This is a genomic window from Paenibacillus mellifer (assembly GCF_023195895.1).
GTDB lineage: Bacteria > Bacillota > Bacilli > Paenibacillales > Paenibacillaceae > Fontibacillus > Fontibacillus mellifer.
On sequence record NZ_JALPRK010000029.1, the window covers coordinates 38,799 to 56,295 of the forward strand.

The 17,497-nt window shown below is 54.3% G+C and carries 15 protein-coding genes; 8 read left to right on the forward strand and 7 right to left on the reverse strand.

Annotation, left to right across the window (positions count from 1 at the left end):
* The first annotated feature begins 2 nt into the window (after nt 1-2).
* From M0651_RS21715 to M0651_RS21725, 3 genes are all read left to right on the forward strand, one after another.
* Nucleotides 3-1,100: a GerAB/ArcD/ProY family transporter gene (locus M0651_RS21715; protein ID WP_248553776.1), complete on the forward strand. Its 1,098-nt coding sequence runs from the start codon at nt 3-5 to the stop codon at nt 1,098-1,100.
* A 73-nt stretch (nt 1,101-1,173) separates the two neighbouring features.
* Nucleotides 1,174-1,869, forward strand: coding sequence for an HAD family hydrolase (locus M0651_RS21720; protein ID WP_248553777.1), 696 nt, complete (start codon nt 1,174-1,176; stop codon nt 1,867-1,869).
* A 195-nt stretch (nt 1,870-2,064) separates the two neighbouring features.
* Nucleotides 2,065-3,336: an MFS transporter gene (locus M0651_RS21725; protein WP_248553778.1), complete on the forward strand. Its 1,272-nt coding sequence runs from the start codon at nt 2,065-2,067 to the stop codon at nt 3,334-3,336.
* Nucleotides 3,337-3,388: 52 nt separating this feature from the next.
* Here M0651_RS21725 and M0651_RS21730 read toward each other — a convergent pair whose 3' ends face one another.
* The 6 genes from M0651_RS21730 to M0651_RS21755 all read right to left on the reverse strand — a co-directional run bounded on the left by M0651_RS21730 (nt 3,389) and on the right by M0651_RS21755 (nt 10,337).
* Nucleotides 3,389-4,498 carry a YheC/YheD family endospore coat-associated protein gene (locus M0651_RS21730; protein ID WP_248553779.1) on the reverse strand — a complete coding sequence of 370 codons (1,110 nt, stop codon included), beginning with the start codon at nt 4,496-4,498 and terminating at the stop codon, nt 3,389-3,391.
* Nucleotides 4,455-5,006 (reverse strand): GNAT family N-acetyltransferase, encoded by a 552-nt coding sequence (locus tag M0651_RS21735; RefSeq protein WP_248553780.1) that lies wholly within the window; start codon nt 5,004-5,006, stop codon nt 4,455-4,457. The genes M0651_RS21730 and M0651_RS21735 overlap by 44 nt, the downstream gene beginning before the upstream one ends.
* Before the next feature lie 288 nt (nt 5,007-5,294).
* On the reverse strand, nt 5,295-6,419 hold the full coding sequence (locus tag M0651_RS21740; protein WP_248553781.1) for a YheC/YheD family endospore coat-associated protein: 1,125 nt from the start codon (nt 6,417-6,419) through the stop codon (nt 5,295-5,297).
* The gene (locus M0651_RS21745; RefSeq protein ID WP_248553782.1) at nt 6,416-7,792 is read right to left on the reverse strand and encodes a YheC/YheD family endospore coat-associated protein; all 1,377 of its coding nucleotides are present in this window, start codon (nt 7,790-7,792) and stop codon (nt 6,416-6,418) included. The genes M0651_RS21740 and M0651_RS21745 overlap by 4 nt, the downstream gene beginning before the upstream one ends.
* A 23-nt stretch (nt 7,793-7,815) precedes the next feature.
* Nucleotides 7,816-8,928: a YheC/YheD family endospore coat-associated protein gene (locus M0651_RS21750; RefSeq protein WP_248553783.1), complete on the reverse strand. Its 1,113-nt coding sequence runs from the start codon at nt 8,926-8,928 to the stop codon at nt 7,816-7,818.
* Nucleotides 8,929-8,969: 41 nt separating this feature from the next.
* Complete coding sequence (locus M0651_RS21755; protein WP_248553784.1) at nt 8,970-10,337, reverse strand: YheC/YheD family endospore coat-associated protein; 1,368 nt, start codon at nt 10,335-10,337, stop codon at nt 8,970-8,972.
* Nucleotides 10,338-10,577: 240 nt separating this feature from the next.
* Between M0651_RS21755 and M0651_RS21760 the strand changes: the two genes are divergently transcribed.
* The 3 genes from M0651_RS21760 (at nt 10,578) to M0651_RS21770 (ending at nt 12,921) form a co-directional block, all read left to right on the forward strand.
* Complete coding sequence (locus M0651_RS21760; protein ID WP_248553785.1) at nt 10,578-11,741, forward strand: DUF445 domain-containing protein; 1,164 nt, start codon at nt 10,578-10,580, stop codon at nt 11,739-11,741.
* Between the two features lie 403 nt (nt 11,742-12,144).
* Complete coding sequence (locus M0651_RS21765; RefSeq protein WP_248553786.1) at nt 12,145-12,489, forward strand: YlbF/YmcA family competence regulator; 345 nt, start codon at nt 12,145-12,147, stop codon at nt 12,487-12,489.
* A 138-nt stretch (nt 12,490-12,627) separates the two neighbouring features.
* On the forward strand, nt 12,628-12,921 hold the full coding sequence (locus M0651_RS21770) for a hypothetical protein (protein WP_193418199.1): 294 nt from the start codon (nt 12,628-12,630) through the stop codon (nt 12,919-12,921).
* 97 nt (nt 12,922-13,018) lie between these two features.
* Here M0651_RS21770 and ilvB read toward each other — a convergent pair whose 3' ends face one another.
* Entirely contained in the window at nt 13,019-14,737 is a 1,719-nt protein-coding gene (gene ilvB, locus M0651_RS21775) for a biosynthetic-type acetolactate synthase large subunit (RefSeq protein ID WP_248553787.1), read from the reverse strand.
* Between the two features lie 173 nt (nt 14,738-14,910).
* Between ilvB and hemG the strand changes: the two genes are divergently transcribed.
* Entirely contained in the window at nt 14,911-16,350 is a 1,440-nt protein-coding gene (gene hemG, locus M0651_RS21780; RefSeq protein WP_248553788.1) for a protoporphyrinogen oxidase, read from the forward strand.
* Nucleotides 16,341-17,447, forward strand: a complete 1,107-nt coding sequence (locus M0651_RS21785) for a TIGR04053 family radical SAM/SPASM domain-containing protein (protein ID WP_248553789.1) — start codon at nt 16,341-16,343, stop codon at nt 17,445-17,447. Before hemG ends, M0651_RS21785 begins: the two co-directional genes overlap by 10 nt.
* Nucleotides 17,448-17,497 lie beyond the last annotated feature (50 nt).

The window sequence follows — 17,497 nt, forward strand, 5'->3', positions numbered from 1 at the left end:
CAATGAACAAGGAAATGGTAACCGGCGGCGAAGCCAGAACGATCTTGATCCTGTTCATCATGGGCAGTACGATGATCCTGGGGGCGGCGGGTCAGGCCAAAACCGATTCATGGATCGCCATCCTGATCGCCGTCTGTCTGGCTATTCCAGTCGCTCTGATTTCCGCTAGACTGCTGACTCTCTATCCCGGGCAAAACCTGTTCGACATTTGCCAGAATGTGTTCGGCAATGTGCTGGGGAAAGTATTCATCCTGCTGTATGTTTGGTATGCCGTTCATTTGGCTGCGTTAGTGCTTAGAAATTACGGGGAGTTCATGACGTCCGAAGCGATGCCGGAAACGCCGATGCTCGTGCCGATGCTGTTCGTGGGCACGCTAAGCATCATCGTTGTACTGCACGGCATTGAAACATTGGGGCGGAGCGCGCGGCTGCTGTTTAACGTTTGCTTAGTGATGATACTGATCGTGTTGTTCCTCGCCATCGGAAGAATGGAGTTCGATAATCTCCTTCCGGTATTGGACCATGGCTGGAGTCCGGTTTGGGAAGGAGCCTTCTCCGCCTTTTCGTTTCCGTTTGCCGAATCCTTTTTGTTAACCGCCATTATGGGCGGCGTGAGAGACCGCAAGTCGTTCGTTCGTATTTTCCTATATGGGTTATTGATCGGCGGAGGGTTGATCCTGTTCATTTCGTTCCGCAACATTTTCGTCTTGGGGACGTATACGATGAGCAACGTGTATTTCCCCTCCTATGCGGCCGTGGGCCGCATTAATGTCGGGGATTTTATTCAGCGCATCGAAGGTACGGTCGCCATCGTCTTCGTGATTTGCGTGTTCGTGAAGTTCAGCGTATGCTTGTTGGCCGCTAGCCAAGGCATCGCGAAGTTGTTTCGCCTGAACAGTTATCGCAGCGTGGTCTTTCAAACGGGTCTTCTGACCACATATTTGGCCTACTCGCTGTTCGACAATATTATGGATATGGAGTTTTTCGCTATAGAAATATACCATTTTTACGCATTTCCATTTCAGGTCGTGTTTCCCGTGCTTTTGCTGCTGGTTGCTGAAATCAAGGTGCGATCGGCCCGCCAGGCGAAGTCCGGATAATGACTTCGGTTTACAAGGAATGTGGCTTTGACATATCATGAGGCTATATCATACATACGGAAGGAATGTGGAGATGGAGAGAAAGACAGTAGAACTTCCAAGGCCGGACGCGATGATCTTTGATATGGACGGGACGTTATTCAAAACGGAAACGCTGCTGGTACCGGTGTTTCATAAGGTGTTTGATCGGCTGCGGGAGGAAGAACTTTATGCTGGAGAAACGCCGCCGGAAGAGTTGATATTAGGGTGTTTGGGGATGCTTCTGCCGGATATTTGGCGCCGCGTCCTTCCGCACCAGAGCGAAACCGTGCATCGAAGGGCCGATGATTTGCTGTTGGAATTTGAACTGGAAGGGTTGCAGCAACTTGACACGGAGTTGTATCCACAAGTGCTGGAAACGCTGCAGGAGTTGAAGCGGTGTGGTGTACGGCTGTTCGTCGCGAGCAACGGGCTGGAGCATTACGTTAAAGGCGTTGCCGAGGCGCATCGAATCTTACCTCTGTTCGAAGGGATATTCAGCGCAGGCGAATACAAAACGGCAACGAAAGTTGATTTGGTCAAGCTGCTCTTGGATCGGCACGGCGTATCCCGCGCATGGATGGTCGGCGACCGTTCCTCGGACGTCGAAGCCGGCAAGCGGAACGGGCTGACGGTGATCGGCTGCGCTTATGCCGGATTCGGCGATGGCAGTGAACTAGCTGGCTCGGACGTACTGATCGGCTCCTTCGGCGAGTTGATTCCGCTTTACGATCAGGCGAAGGAAGCGTAACTATATCATCACGAGGGATCAAACCCGTTTTCTATTATTTTCGGAGGTGTTCCATTTGCAAAGCAAACAACTTCAATTCAACCAATTAATCGGAATGATTCAGGTTCAAAAAAGACAGCGGTATACGGCCGTTTGTTGCGGAATGGAAGGGTAGTTCTGAATTGACGTGCCGTCTGCTCGAAAGGCGGTAAAGGATTGTTTAAAAAACAAGCTGCAACAATATTTTATTTAATGAACTTTATTACTTCTTTAGCTGGTAGCACCATTTTTACGACATACAGCATTTATTATGTTACTCAGCTAGGCTTAAGCCCCCTTGAGCTTGTCTTGGTCGGCACGGTGTTGGAATTGACGGTGTTGATCTTTGAAGGGATCACCGGCGTGATTGCGGATACTTACAGTCGGAAGCTGTCCGTCATTATCGGTATGTTCGTTTTGGGAGTTGGATTTATTTTTGAGGGAAGTATCATCTGGCTACAAGATTTTGGCTTGATGATCCCGGTCGTCGTTTGGGTCATGTTCGCTCAAGTGTTTTTTGGACTGGGTCACACGTTTGTCAGCGGCGCGGACAGCGCCTGGATGGTTGATGAGGTTGGTGAGTCAACTGCTGGCTCTGTTTTTCTGCGTGCCAAACGAGTGGCTTTAACGGCGTCTTTGTTGGGTATCGGTATTAGCGTTGGTCTTTCGTTAGTATCGCCGAATCTTCCTTATTTGGCTGGAGGACTCATGTATGTTGTATTGGGTTTCCTCCTGATCCGTGTTATGAAGGAGACGCGTTTTGTAAGATCTCGGAGCCAAGAGCGAACCTCCCATCTCCAGGAAATGTCGCGAACATGGAAGAGCGGGGCAAGGGTGATCGCACGCAGCCCGCTCTTGATAACGATCGTATTTGTCACGCTGTTTAGCGGAGCCGCCTCAGAAGGTTATGACCGTCTTTGGGAAATTCACTTGATCCAGGAGATCGGTTTTCCAAAGGGGATGGTCACTATGGCTGTGTGGTTCGGACTAATTAGCGCAGTTTCTATACTATTGGGCATGCTGGCGGTAAGGTTTACGGAGAAAAAACTGGACATGAGCCGTGATCGAACCGTTTCCGCAGTCATGTTCGTGTTGACTCTCGTTCGAATTTTTGGCATCCTTTCCCTTGCCTTGGCGACGAATTTCGCATGGGCGCTGGCATCGGTACTTGTGGTAAGCGTGGTCGTTACCGTGAGCGAGCCAATCTATTCGACATGGTTAAATATGAAACTTCGCAGTGACAACCGCGCCACCGTGCTTTCGATGATCAGCCAGTCGGATGCGCTTGGACAGACGGCAGGTGGGCCGGCAGTAGGCTGGATCGGAAGCCGATTCCGAGTCAGGGCTTCACTGCTTGCGGCAGCGGTTCTGCTGGTGCCCATTTTAAGCGTATTCGGACGGATACTTCGTAAGGTGAACTGCGGGAAGGATAGGGAAATAGGTGAATAGCGCCGTTCCAGTCCGTTAAGTTGTTGAGATACGTAAAAAGCCGCTTTCCCTCCTAATTGGAGGGGGAAGCGGCTTTTTGCTTATACAGCCACAGCGCGTATTCTAACGGTTTAACGATTGCTGCGCGGTACGCTTGCGAATCACCCGATTGGTTGAACACCTCGCGGGCAGGCTTGGGATTCACCTCAAGCAAGTAGATTTGACCATGGCGGTTAATTGCCAAATCAAGCGCCAGCTCGCATAAGGCGCCGAAAGTCTCCTCCAGGTAGGCTGCAACTTCCAGACTGAGCTTCTCGGCCGAGCGTCGAACCTCTTGACGCCGTTCTTCGCTTGGGATCCATTGCTTCAACAGGGTGTTCATGGCCACTGCATGGCCTCCGCCATGGAGATTGGAAGTGACGCTGCGGGGAGGTCCCACGCGGCCGGCACAGCCGGTCATCTCCCATTTGCCTTGACCATTCTTCTGTACGAGCATCCGGTAATCGTGGACGCGGCCGGTGGGTAATTTGATCTGGATACCTTGCTGGGCAATGAAGCGGCCGCTTCCCTTCCAGCCCAGCAGGAAGGCGCTCAGACGGGCTTTGTGAATTTTCTGAGGAGCGATGATGCTCCGGTTCTGCCGCCGTCCCTGTATCAGGAAGAGATCGCCGTCCAGTCGCTCAACCCGCAGAATCCCGCGGCCGCCCGTACCGTTAATCGGTTTGACATAGACGGTGGAATGCTTCTTCAACAGGTTCATCACATCGCTGCTGCTTTGGAACAACACGGTTTCCGGCTGGTTGGATCGGAAGCGGCTTTTTCGGGACAAGGTTTGATAAATCGTCCATTTATTTCGCAGCGGCCGGTTGAGAAAGGTCAGGTGACCGTAACGGGCCCGGAACCGCAGCAACTGTTCGAACCGTTTGCTACGCTGAATCCGGCAACGATCGAAGATCAGGTCCGGGAAGCTGCGCCATTTACGGAACCATTTCTTAGCCTTCGGGTCATACTCGAGTGCAAAAATCTGCTTCTTCTGGTCGAAAACGTCCATCGGGGTGAACACGAAAATGTCCAGACCGATTTTGTGTCCCTCCGTGATCATGCGCTGGTAGATATGCCGTTCCTCCAGCTGCTTCTTCTCATTGAGGTACAAGGTCAGGATGCCCAGGACGGGGTGTGACAACCATATCACCTTCCTTGCTGTTATGGGCGGACGGTTCTTCAATATTGGGGAGAACGGGCTGCGACTCCAGGAGGAGCAGCGCTTTGCCGTGCGGGTCACGGGTCAGTCCTGAAGCGTACAGCCCAGCGCGAAAGCACATATGCAGGCCCGGGACCTGACTAAGCGCAACTCGGCAGCTTAGTTGCCCCAATCGGGTCAACTGAGCCTGAAGCAGCCTCGCGCCGATGCCTCGGCCGCGGTACAGTGGATGCACGACTACCACGCAAAGCGTGCGGCCGTAATCCATGGCGCAAGCGACACCGGCCAACCGTTCCCCGTCTTCCGCACGGATCCGGGCGACGAGCAGGGAGCAGCCGGGCCGGTTTAAGTCGCTGGGGGTCAGCCGAAGCAGGCCCCGGAGGACGGCGGACGAGACGTGACCGGAGCCGTATTTGCGTACGAAAGCCAGTATTTCGCCATGTTGCAGCGCCCAAGGGACCTCATCCAAAGTCACGCCTCTAATCTCCATCACTTCCGCCCTCCTATAAGGTAGTTCAAAAAGTCATCTTTGGATCACGAAGTAGTGCAGTGAAGCTGACTTGGCGTCGAATCTTGAATTCAGCCGGGCCTTCCGTTGCTCACGTACCCAAAACGTACGCTGCGCTACTCAGTCCCTAGCTTCATCCAACCTTCTCGGTGCTCCCAATCTAACTTTTTGAACCTTGATTGTAATGGTAGTTCAAAAAGTCATCTTTGGATCACGAAGTAGTGCAGTGAAGCTGACTTGGCGTCGAATCTTGAATTCAGCCGGGCCTTCTCACACTTTAGATTTCGGTTGACGGGACAAGTATTGGCTGTATTGGAATATTCGCTCCAATGATTTCTTGCGGATATGGGGCTCGTCGAACTTCATCGGCTTGGCGTTGGCTTCGAAGAACCAGAGGCGTCCGTCCGTATCGATCCCTAAATCCATCGACATTTCTCCAAGCAGGAAGCCGGATTCCTTCTCAATCTGCTTGGCGATCAGGAGCGCGCTGGATTTGATCCGACTTAGAAGGAGCGCCGTCATCTCCGGCCCGAAGGCGGGTAGAAGCATCTTCTCCGGATCCTCGATGCTTCCGCCTTGGGGAACGTGGGTCGTGATCCGTTTCGGACCGGCGAGACGGGCGCCGATCCCGGTCACCATCCAGATGCCTTTACTGTTTTTTTGTACGAGCACACGCATGTCGAAGTGACGGCCTCGATAGGAAGTCAATTCGATACTCTCCTGCATGATGTAAGGTGTGTTTCCTGCTTCCTTCTTGATTCTTTTCCATAACAAGGGGAGCTTGGCGGTCTTATAAACGACGTTTCGGCGCCGCTTTCCTTGAATCGTGAGTCGGTACGGTTTGATATCGTTGACATCAAGTCGCAACAACATGATGCCCTTTCCGGCTTTACCGCTTTCCGGTTTGAGGTAAAGGCAGCCAAATTTCTCCAGCATTGCGGCCAGCGTTTTGGGGCCCAGCATTTTTTTCGTATCTGGCACGAGCGTCTTGGTAGACCGACCTTTCTTCAACCATTCAAACAAGCGCCGCTTATTGAAGAAGAATGGATTAAAGAGATGGATGGTCTCGTGCTCGATCACCTCGTCGATTTTACGGCGTACCTCCGGTTTCTTCTCATCCTCCCGCAGCGGAATGCGGTTGTAGATGACATCGGGCAAGGGGAACCATTGCTTCTTCCACGCTTTGTCTTCCGGATGGAACAAATATCCTTGAACACGTTTGGCGCCAAGCTTCAAGTCCTTGGCCGTGACGACATAAACGGGATATTCCAGCTCTTGCCCGGTTTTGACGAGATCCCTGAAGTTGCTGCGATTTCCGCGGAACAGCTTGTCGGTATCATCCACCGTTAACACGGCGACGACCGGCTTCTTATCGCTCAAGAGCGGATTGCTCATGAGCCATCCCTCCTCCGGAATTTGCTCAAGTAGAGGCAATGATCCAAGATATGGTCTACCGACGCCTTCCCTTCTGCCCGGAGCGAAGGATGCTTGAAGATCGAACGACCCGGTTTGGCGTTGGCTTCGAACATCCAGATCTTCTCTTCCCGGTCAATCCCGATATCAAAACCGATTTCGCCGATCAGATGCTGTTGATGGGATTCGATCGCTTCGGCCAACGTGATCGCAACGGACTTGGCGTTCCGCAGCACCTCATCGGCACGTGCGCCAAACGCTCTGCTGAGTGCCTGATCCGGCGTGAGCAGGGAGCCGCCGTTCTTCAAGTGGGTCGTCACGCTGCCTTTACCGGCTTTTTTCGCCCCTATGCCTACGACAACCCATTGGTTTTTCCCGTTCTTATGCATGTGGAACCGGAAATCGATCGGGCAGCTGTCGATTTCGATCAGGCGGATGCCCTGCTGGGCCACATATCCGCGGAGCGCCCGCCCGTGTCGGGCTTGCAGCGTGCGCATTAGGCTGGCGAAGGAAGAGAAGCGCAGCAAGGCGTTGCGTCCATTTTTCCGATACCTGGCGTAGTATCCGCTCCTTGGGATATAGGACAGACGGTAGATCCCGTTGCCTAGGCTGCCGCTGTTTGGCTTGTAATACACGAGGGAATGCCGATCTAGCATCTCCTTAATTTGCTCGGGCGTCGGGCTCATGATCGATTCGGGAACGTAACGGCCAACGGCGGTGTCTTTCTCCAGCAACCGGTAAATATCGGACTTATTAAAGAAGCTCCAGTTAAAGAAAGGAATTCTCCGGCGGACGAACCGTTCCCGAAGCTGATTGATCGAACTTGTGGTTTCAGCGCGGCGGCTGGGCAGACGGTTGTATACAACGTCGGGCAAGGGCACCCGCTTCCGCATGAAGCGGCCCGCCTCGTTAAGAAAGTAGCCGGTCACGGTATCGTCCTCCCAGTGGATATCCCGCGGGGTGAACGCAAAAATAAATGAGATCTTGCTGCCCTGTCTGAGCAGCTGTTTAATGAAACCGGTACGAGAGCCGAACGGATTCGTCTGTGAGGACACCGGACCATCGGACAAGACGCCGATGAGCGGGCCGATCTGCACTTCCCCCTCCTGAAGGCTTCGAAGGTAGACGCCGCCGGGTTTTGGGATTTTAATGCCTCTGCGGACGCCGCCGGCAAGGTAAAGGTGTTTTCCCGCTTTATTAATTCGTTTGATGGTGGCGGGAACCCGTTCTCCGCCGAGTCTTAGATGCATCGACTTTTTTCCGGACAGCTTCAGATTCTTCATTAGAGCCCCTGACACGTAAACCACCCGTTCGGGGGCTTGCGTGAAATGGACGTTGCAAAAAGTCAAACTCATGGATTTTATCCTCCTAAAAGTGATCAGGGTTTGCTCAGCAGTAAATAGCGGGCGTAGCCAATCGGATTCTCCAGCGACCTTCTGGCGGTTTCCGGATCGCCGATTCGAAAGAATGAGGATCGCCCCGGTTTGGAGTTGACCTCCAGCACCCATACGCAGCCTTGGCGGTCTACGCCGAAATCAAGGCCCAGTTCCGCCAGCCTGCCGAAACGGGTCTCCAGATAGGCCGGAATCAAGAGTGACAGTTTGCGGATCGCTGCTTCAGCGGCTTTGCCGCCCTGCTCCCCGAGTTCTCGTATGAGAAAAGGCAGAGCCCGGTGGGCAGTACCCCCTCCGTGCAGATTGGAGGTTAACGAATCTTTACGGCCGACGCGGGCCGCCATTCCCGTTAAGCTCCATTCACCTTGGGCGTTCTTCTGCATGAGGACGCGGACGTCAAATGGCTCGCCGTCAGCGCTGTTCAGCTGCAAATACGGCTGAATCAGGAAGGGGCGTCTTCCGGTAAATCGGTCGACCCATTCCAGCCCCGCTTGTTTGGTGAGAAAACGGCGCCGGAACATCGTATTCCGTTCGCTCCGGCCCATCACCCTGATTTCATCGCGAGGCGGATGATATTTGACATGCAGCGTCCGTTTGCCATGCGTACCGTTACGCGGTTTCAAGAACGCCTCGCCAGCATGGGTTTGCAGCCATTTGTCCAGTTGAGGCTGCCCTTGATAAAGCACGGTCTCCGGTAAATGTTCGGCGACCTCCGGACATTCAAGCAGAGCTTGATAGACGACCCATTTGCCCGCAAGCCCTCGGGCCAGATAGACGAAGGGATGCTCGGCAGCCAACCGTTCGAGTAGGCGATGCTTACGTAGCTGATGCTTGCGGTCGTGGGTGAAGCAGCGGTCGTATATAATGTCGGGTCTGGGGGACCATTTGCGAATCCAGGTCCCGTGTTCATACGTGTAGGACGGAATGCCGGCGGCGTTCCCCGAAGCAATCCAACCTAAACAGAAGACAATCACAGAGAGGCCCTGTCTTTCACCGATATAACATAATCTGCGGCAGAACGCGGCTTCCGCGAATGGAAGCAGCCCGTCGCTTTCGGCGACTAGGATCCCAACGGTCCCTTGAGGTGTTTTGATCATGACGGAATCCCTCCTTCCAAGAGGCCCTTATAGTGCTACTTTCAATAACCGGACAAATATCGGGTGTACTCAATCACTTGCTTGACCGACGGTCGGATCTTGCCTTCGCCTATCGGGGTATTATCATTTTTGGACGGTTTGGAGTTGACCTCCAGCAGCCACACCCGGCCGCTCGTTTCCACCGCCAAATCGATGCCGAATTCCCCGAAGTGGGCTGGGATTTGAGCATCGACACTCTGGGCGATATCCAGGGCCGCCTTCTTCAGCTTCGAGGCGACTTTCCCCTTCACCCCTTGCGGCAGCGAACTGCGGGCGATCGCGTCCTTCACCGTGCTGAGGGTTCCCCCGCGAGCCAGGTTGGAGACGAAATGCTGACTTCCGGCGATCCGTGCCACAATGGAGGTCGTGTTCCATTTGCCGGAGAAGTTCTTCTGAACCAGCGCACGAAAATCCACCGGCCGATGATCCACTTCGATTAAATGAAGCCCCTGCTGGATCTGATAGCGGGTCGCCTTCATCTTGCCGGAGAGCGATGTAAACAGCTTGGTGAGATTTGGATAAACCTGCCTCCGCGTACCGCCAACCTGGGCGGTTAATGTCTGAAAGGCTCCGCCTTCGAGCCGCGAGATGCGGATGATGCCCTTGCCTAAGCTGCCTTTGATCGGCTTCAGGAAGACGACCGGATATTTGGCGCACATCGCTTTCAGCATGGCGTAATTTCGGAACAGATGGGATTCCGGCAAGTAACGTTGTACGGAGGTGTCTCGGCCAATAGCGTCGAATACTTCGGTTTTGTCGAGATACTTTTCATTGAAAAAATGGCTCCCGTAGCGGGATTTTACTTCTTTCATAAAATGCTGTACGCTAGGTTTGTTCTCCAATTTCCGCGAATTCAGCCGGTTGTAGAAGACGTCTGCGGCAGGCAGCTGGGTTTGCTTCCACCCGTTGCCATAGACCCAGCCCGAGACCTGGCCCGCGCTGGTGCCAATATGGTTGGGCGTGAAGAAGTAAACGAACACCCCTTGGCGTGAGCAGGCGGTGACGAGCTCTTTACAGAATAAGGTCATTTGGCCAAACGGCCTTTCCGGATTGCCGGGGAAGTCCTGACTGAGCAGGATGCCTAACAGCGGACCCAATTGAAGGGTTGAGGAATGTGGCCGATAGATGAGTCGCAGCGACGACCGCGGCTGGATTCCCATTTTCCTTGCCAGGCCTGAACTCATGCGAACTCCGTCGGATCTGGATAAGGGAATAACTTTGACGCGGTGCCGGAATGATCCGAAGGCGAGCAGAAGCGGAAGATGTGTCGGGATTTTCCATTGTTTGATCAGCATGTCTCCGAGCACGAGAATGTCATCTTCCAAAATGCCCGGACTCATGATTTGTACCGTAATTTTTTTGGAGGGCATGAATGCGGATCTCCTTCCAAGCTAAGCTAGAGTCTTGGATGCAAGTAAAGTTCATCTGCGTAAAATGCATGTAATGTATCATATGAGGACATAGAATCCTTGGTGATTAACCTATGCCCGTTTTCAGCGGCCTCAGGGCGAAGGGATGAACCGTTCATTCCCTTGTCGGGCGCGGCCTGAAGGCGGATTTCGTGGGTGATAGTTAGGGCGGCAGCCTAAGAGAAAGAAGGTGGAGGAAGGATGCCCGATTGGCTTTACGTGTTGGTAAGCGTCGCGGTAGCTGCTTTTGTTGGCGGCGTCACCAATCACTTTGCGATCAAAATGCTGTTCCATCCGCGCAACCCCATACATATCGGCAAGTTCCATGTTCCCTTTACGCCGGGACTTATTCCGAAACGCCGCGACGATATTGCCCAGTCGCTGGGCCAGGTCGTAGCGGAGTATCTCGTGACAGCCGAAGGCCTACAGGAAACGGTGCTGCGACCGGAGTTCCGGAACAAGGCGGAAGATGCCTTGCGTGGGATCATTGAACGCTTGGACTCCAGTGAGTTGACGCTGCGGCAAGCCGCTTTGCGCGTATGGAGCGAGGCGGAGTATGAAGCACTGAAGACCCGATTGGCGGCAGCGGTTAGAGAAACGGCCATGCGGGGTTTCGCACGGCTGTGGGAGCACTCGGAGATGGGAAGCTTGCCGCTAAAGCAGCTCGTTCCCGGATGGTCCGAGGAGAACCGTAAGGCCTGGAGCGCCGCTTTGGCTGGGGCGCTGCTGGGAGTCGTTGAGGAAGAACTGCTGTCTGCCAGCGGTCAACGCATGCTGTCGCGAATGGCGGCTGGGATGATGGATAAAGCGGGCGGTTTCCTAGGCACAATGGCCGCGATCTTTATGGATGAGGACAAATTGGTGCAGAAAATGACCCCGGCGCTCGTTCAAGCGCTGCGCGGCGAGGAGGCCGTGAGCAAAACAGCCCAAGCGATCGAATCGCGCCTGGAGCTGTACGGGGAGAAGCCGGTAGCGGAGCTGTTAGCCGCTTTAACTGGCGAGGAGGCGCTTGATTGGCTAAGCGGCAAGCTGGAGCAGCTGCCGTTGGAGCGGTGGCTGGAACAGGCGGAGAATCTTCCGCTCCGCTCGTTGATCGAACCGTGGAAGATACAGGCCATCGCGATGGTTCCGGTGCTGACGGATCGGTTGCTGCGCCTTGTCACCAAGGGGATTCCTTCTGCGATGCAGGCTGTGGATTTACCGGGCCTCGTCGAGGAGCAGGTGCAGAAATTTCCGGTGGAGCGCCTGGAGGAGGTTATCCTCAGCGTCTCGGGGAAGGAATTTCGCGCCATTACTTGGCTCGGCGTGCTGCTTGGCGGTATCATCGGCTTGTTCCAGTCGATGCTGATGCTGTGGACGGGATAGGGGATAGGGCGGAGAACTGCCTGTTGAACCGTCCGGGCCACAAGATCGGGCTTGCCATGGCGTGCGTAGTGGTACTGACAGTGGTAATAACAACGAAACTTTTGCCTAACGCTTATGAGGAACGCTAATTGAGCCGAAAAGAGGCATAGAAAATTCTAACGCTTGCTGTAGAGCTTATTTCCCGATTTTTAATAAAACGGGGTTCGTTCCAACCCAATAGGGTGTCTGATCCGCGTTACATGTGGAAACCCTTGATTTTTGGGCAAATAAGCATCTAGATCAGCGTTAGTGCAAATTGTTGTTGCGACATTAGCTCAAGGTGTTACATCGTTCGCCAATATAGTACGAGACAGGCCCGCCTTAAGGCAGCTTGTACCCTTAATTAATTTGGAGGTTTTTATCAATGAACATTTACGACAAAGCGCATGAACTGGCGGCAGCCTTGAAGGATAGCCCGGAGGTAACCGAAATTACAGCAGCGATGAAGCTAGTGGATGCCGATCCCGAGAGCAAACGGATGCTGGATGAATTCCGGGTTCGCCAAAATGAAATGCAACAGCGGATGATGGCTGGAGAAATGCCGTCGCAGGAAGAAATGGAACAGATGGAGAAGCAGTTCGAGGTGCTGAGCTTGAACCTCAATATCCGCCGTTTGTTTGACGCTGAACGCCGGCTTAGTGTGATTATTCAGGACGTCAACAAGATTATTACGGACAGTCTGGCTCACCTGTACGGCGCGGGGATCTAAATCTCCGCATCCGCCCGTATCTTAGATTAGCAAGTTTCTATCATATTCCTGCAGCCCCGTTCATAGAGATAGAAGAGACAAGGTACAGCGAACTGAATCTCATATCTCGTAATCTATGAAATAAAGGAGCTGCGGAAGATGAAAACCGTTAAAAAACCAAGTAAATGGAAGCATGTCGTTTATCTGATTCTGGCATTGGCGATGCTCATATATGCGCTGCCGATGATTTCCTTTGAACCTGGAGCTGGTTGGGTGTCGCTGTTTGGCGCGGTGTGGGCAGGGTTTGCTTTCCTTGTGATCGGGGCTCACCTGCATTTCCTCTTGGGCGTAGGGGAGGAGAAGCAACGCGAGCTGGATCGAATCCGGCGGGCGAAATATCGCGAATGGGAGCTTCAATGGCAAGAGGACGGCAAGCGTGGAGAAAATGCATAAGCTTCAGGCTTAGCCTGATCATGGACAGGGACAGTCCCGGAAGAAGATCACTCTTCCGGGACTGTCCCTTTTTCGTCCCTGCTCATGGAGCACTCCATTAAATCTCGCCGTCACCCGTCAGCATTTGATCGTTGCCGGCTCCCGGCGGCACCATCGGATACACGTTTTGCTCTTCCCGTACATTAAACTCCATCAGAACGGGGCCGGGGAGGGCCAGCGCCCGTTGGATGATCGCATCGGCTTCCTCTGGCGTTTGTGCCCGGAGCCCGGGAACCCCGTATGCGCCGGCAAAAGCGACGAAATCGGGGGAAGTGATCTGAACAGACGAGTATCGTCGTTCATAGAACAACTGCTGCCATTGCCGAACCATCCCTAAATAGCCATTGTTGAGAATAGCGATTTTGACCGGCAAGCCGTAATCGACGACCGTCATCATTTCCTGCAGGTTCATTTGGAAACTGCCGTCTCCGGTGATGCAGACGACCGGCGGAGCGGCGGGTCCGCCCTGGGCTATGGCCGCGCCAATCGCGGCCGGGAAACCGAAGCCCATCGTTCCGAGTCCTCCCGAGGTCAGGAAGGATCGGGGGCGGGAGAACCGGTAGTGATGGGCGGTCCAAATTTGATGTTGCCCGACATCGGTGGCCACCACCGCGTTTCCTCCAGTATGCTTGTCGATCAACCGAATGACCTCCTGCGGATTAAGCGATCCGGCAGCCGCTTCGTTATAATGCGGCACCTTCCTTTGCCAACCGGCCGTTTCCGCCGGCCAATCTGTCTTCTCGGGTGCTCTCACGTAAGCGTTCAGCTTGCGCAGCAGCTCTCCGACATCCCCGCAGAGCTTGAGATCGACAGGGATATTCTTGTCCAGCTCGGCATCATCGATATCCACCTGGATCTTCCAGGCGTTGGGTGCGAACGATTTTGCATTGCCCGATAACCGATCGTTTAACCGTGTACCGAGGCAAATTAGCAAATCCGCGTGATGGACCGCTCGGTTCGCGGCATAGGTGCCGTGCATTCCCAGCATCCCGAGATAGAGCGGATGGCGGGACGGGAAGGCGCCGATGCCCATCAGCGTCGTAACAACCGGGATTTGCGCGGTTTCCGCCAACTGGTGCAGCTGCTCTACGGCGCCGGATGCCGCTGCGCCGCCGCCCACCACAAGGACCGGGCGGCGGGAGGACTTGATCTTGCTTGCAATGAGCCGAACGACCTCTTCGTCAATTTCGGATTGAGGTTCGTATCCACGAATATGGACTTCGACGGTCGGCTCTTGATCGGTACGGGCGGTCATGATGTTCTTGGGCAGATCAATTAGCACGGGACCAGGTCTCCCGGTGACCGCGAGATGGAAAGCCTCTTTGACGATTCGAGGCAAATCGCGGATGTCCATCACGGAATAATTATGTTTGGTCACATCCATCGTCATTCCATAAATATTGACCTCCTGGAAGCTGTCCCGCCCGATCAGGTCGGTAGAAACCTGGCCCGTCAGCACAACCATGGGGACCGAGTCCATATAGGCGTTAGCGATACCTGTGACCGCATTTGTCGCACCCGGCCCAGAGGTGACAAGCGCAACCCCGGCCTGGCCGGTGACTCGGGCATAACCGTCCGCCGCATGTATGGCAGCTTGCTCATGACGCGTTAGAATATGACGGATCTCCAGGCAATCGTACAGCGCATCGTAGATCGGAATGACCGCGCCGCCGGGATATCCGAAGATATTGTAGACCCGTTCCGCACGCAAGCACTCGATTAGCAGCTCCGCTCCGTTTTTGGCGGTGGGCAACTTGGGTTCATGATTATTCCTCATCTCAACTTACCTCCCGATGGAATTTTGACCATTTTATCGCGAGGGGTTTGCATTTGGAGTGATTCCAGTCATAAAACGGCACGGATTGATGGGTTACGATTACAAGGAATTCAATGAAGAGACGGTTTGATTCGCAGGAGGGTCACGCCGCTCAAAGGAGGGCAAACCTTATCATGAGCAGAACCATTGCGGTGGTCGGCGGGGGGATTTCCGGGTTAAGCGCGGCTTATTACGCCAGGAAATGGCTTCGCGAACAGCGGATTGAGGCCGGGATCACGATCATTGAGCAAACGGACCGGCTAGGCGGGAACATTCGGACCTTGCGCCGGGACGGTTTTACGATAGAGCAAGGCCCCGATTCATTCATCGCACGGAAAATAGCTGTGCTGGAGCTGACGAAGGAATTGGGTTTGGAGCATTTGCTGGTGGGGACGAATCCACTGGCCAAAAAAAATTATATTGTGCATCGTGGCCGTTTTCACCCGATGCCGCCGGGGCTGATGCTTGGCATTCCTACGCAAATGTGGCCACTGGTGAAGACCGGCTTGCTGTCGCCGGCCGGCAAGCTGCGAGCTGCATTGGATCTCGTGTTGCCGATCAGACGCGGCGGCGGAGATGAATCGCTCGGCGGATTCATCCGTCGACGATTGGGGCGCGAAGTGCTGGAGAACCTGACGGAACCGCTGCTGGCCGGCATTTATGCCGGGGATACGGCGGAGCTTAGCCTGGAAGCAACGTTCCCCCAGTTTATGGAGATGGAGCGTAAACATCGCAGTTTGATTCTCGGTCTTTTGGCGAGCAAGAAACCTCCTTCTCCCAAGCCGCGAGAAGACATGCATAGAAAGGCGCCAAACAGCATGTTTTTGACGCTGGAGGGTGGACTGAACGTGCTGACGGAGGCTTTAACCGCTGCGCTTCAAAGCGAGCGGGTGATTACGGGACAAGCGGTAGACGGTCTGAGCAAGGAAGCTGGCCGCTATGAGTTGAAGTTACGCGGGGGCGAACGTTTGGAAGCGGACGCCGTCATTCTGGCAACCCCGGCTTATGCCTCGGCTCGGCTGCTGCATGAACAGGTACGAGCAGCGGACTATTTGGAACAGATTCGTTACGTCTCGGTTGCGAATCTGGCCTTTGCCTACCGGCGGAATGAGATCCTGCATGATTTGAACGGCTCCGGTGTCTTGATCCCACGCGGGGAAGGCCGCATGGTTACGGCCATCACGTGGACGTCCTCCAAGTGGCTGCATACGACACCGGAAGATCAGGTGCTGCTCCGTGCGTATATCGGCCGTCTGGGAGATCAGGCCTGGACGAAACTGCCGGAGACGGAGATCCGCCGACGCGTGGCTGCTGAGCTTAAGGATCTGATGGGGATCGAGGCCGAACCGCTCTTTTGCGAAATGTCGGCTTTACCGGAGTCGATGCCGCAGTACCCGGTTGGTCATGTGGAACACCTGCAGGAGCTGCGTTTCGAGCTGGAGCGGGAGTTACCCGGCGTTTTGCTGTGCGGAGCGGGGTATGGCGGTGTGGGTATCCCCGATTGCATTCGTCAAGGGAAGGAAGCGGCGGAAGCGGCGTTAACTTGGTTGGGAGATGAATCGAAATGCAACTGATCCAGCATAAAGATTATAACGTGAATCCCTTTATCGTTATTTGGGAAGTGACGAGAGCCTGCGCGCTGAAATGCCTGCACTGCCGGGCGGAAGCCCAATATCATCCCGATCCCAGACAACTGACCTTCGAAGAGGGCAAGAAGCTCATCGACGAAATCGCGGAAATGGACGATCCGCTATTTGTATTTACCGGCGGAGACCCGCTCATGCGTCCGGATTTGTTTGACCTGGCGCAGTATGCGATCCATGAGAAGGAATTGCCCGTTTCCATGACCCCAAGCGCCACACCGAGGGTTACCTTCTCCGCCGTAAGCAAAGCCAAGGAGGTTGGGTTATCTCGCTGGGCGTTTAGCCTAGACGGCTCGACGGCAGAAATCCATGACCATTTCCGCGGTACACCGGGCTCATTCGAGATGACCACGAGAGGGATCGGTTATTTGCAGCAACTCCAGATTCCGATTCAGATCAACACGACGGTGTCGCGTTACAACCTGAACGATCTGCCGCGAATCGCGGAAACGGTCAAAGGGATGGGCACGGTGCTCTGGAGCGTGTTCTTCCTTGTACCAACGGGGCGGGGGATGACGAAAGACATGATTACACCGGAAGAGCATGAGCAGGTGATGATCTGGCTGGCGAACCTGCAACGAGAGATGCCTTATGGAATCAAAGCGACGGAAGCGCCCCATTACCGTCGGGTTTTCATGCAGCAGCAGAGGCTGAACGCCGCTTCCGGAGAGGGGGCTGCGGCAGCGCCAAAACGACAGGATGTGCTCGGTCGATCACCAAAAGGCGTGAACGACGGGGACGGTTTCGTCTTTATCAGCCATATTGGGGAGGTATATCCGAGCGGATTTCTGCCGGTCAATTGCGGGAATGTCCGGGACACCTCGCTGGTGGAAATCTACCGAAATTCAACGATTCTGCGGCAGTTAAGAGACAAATCCTTGCTTAAGGGCAAATGTGGAGCCTGCGAATTCAAGGAATTATGCGGCGGCTCCAGGGCTAGAGCTTATGCTGTCACAGGCGATTATTTGGAAAGCGATCCTTACTGCTCCTATATTCCTCGGGGCTACCATAGTCAGGATCAAGAGTAAGCGAGTGAACGCAATGCAAAAAGGAGGCCGATCGGCCTCCTTTGTCATTC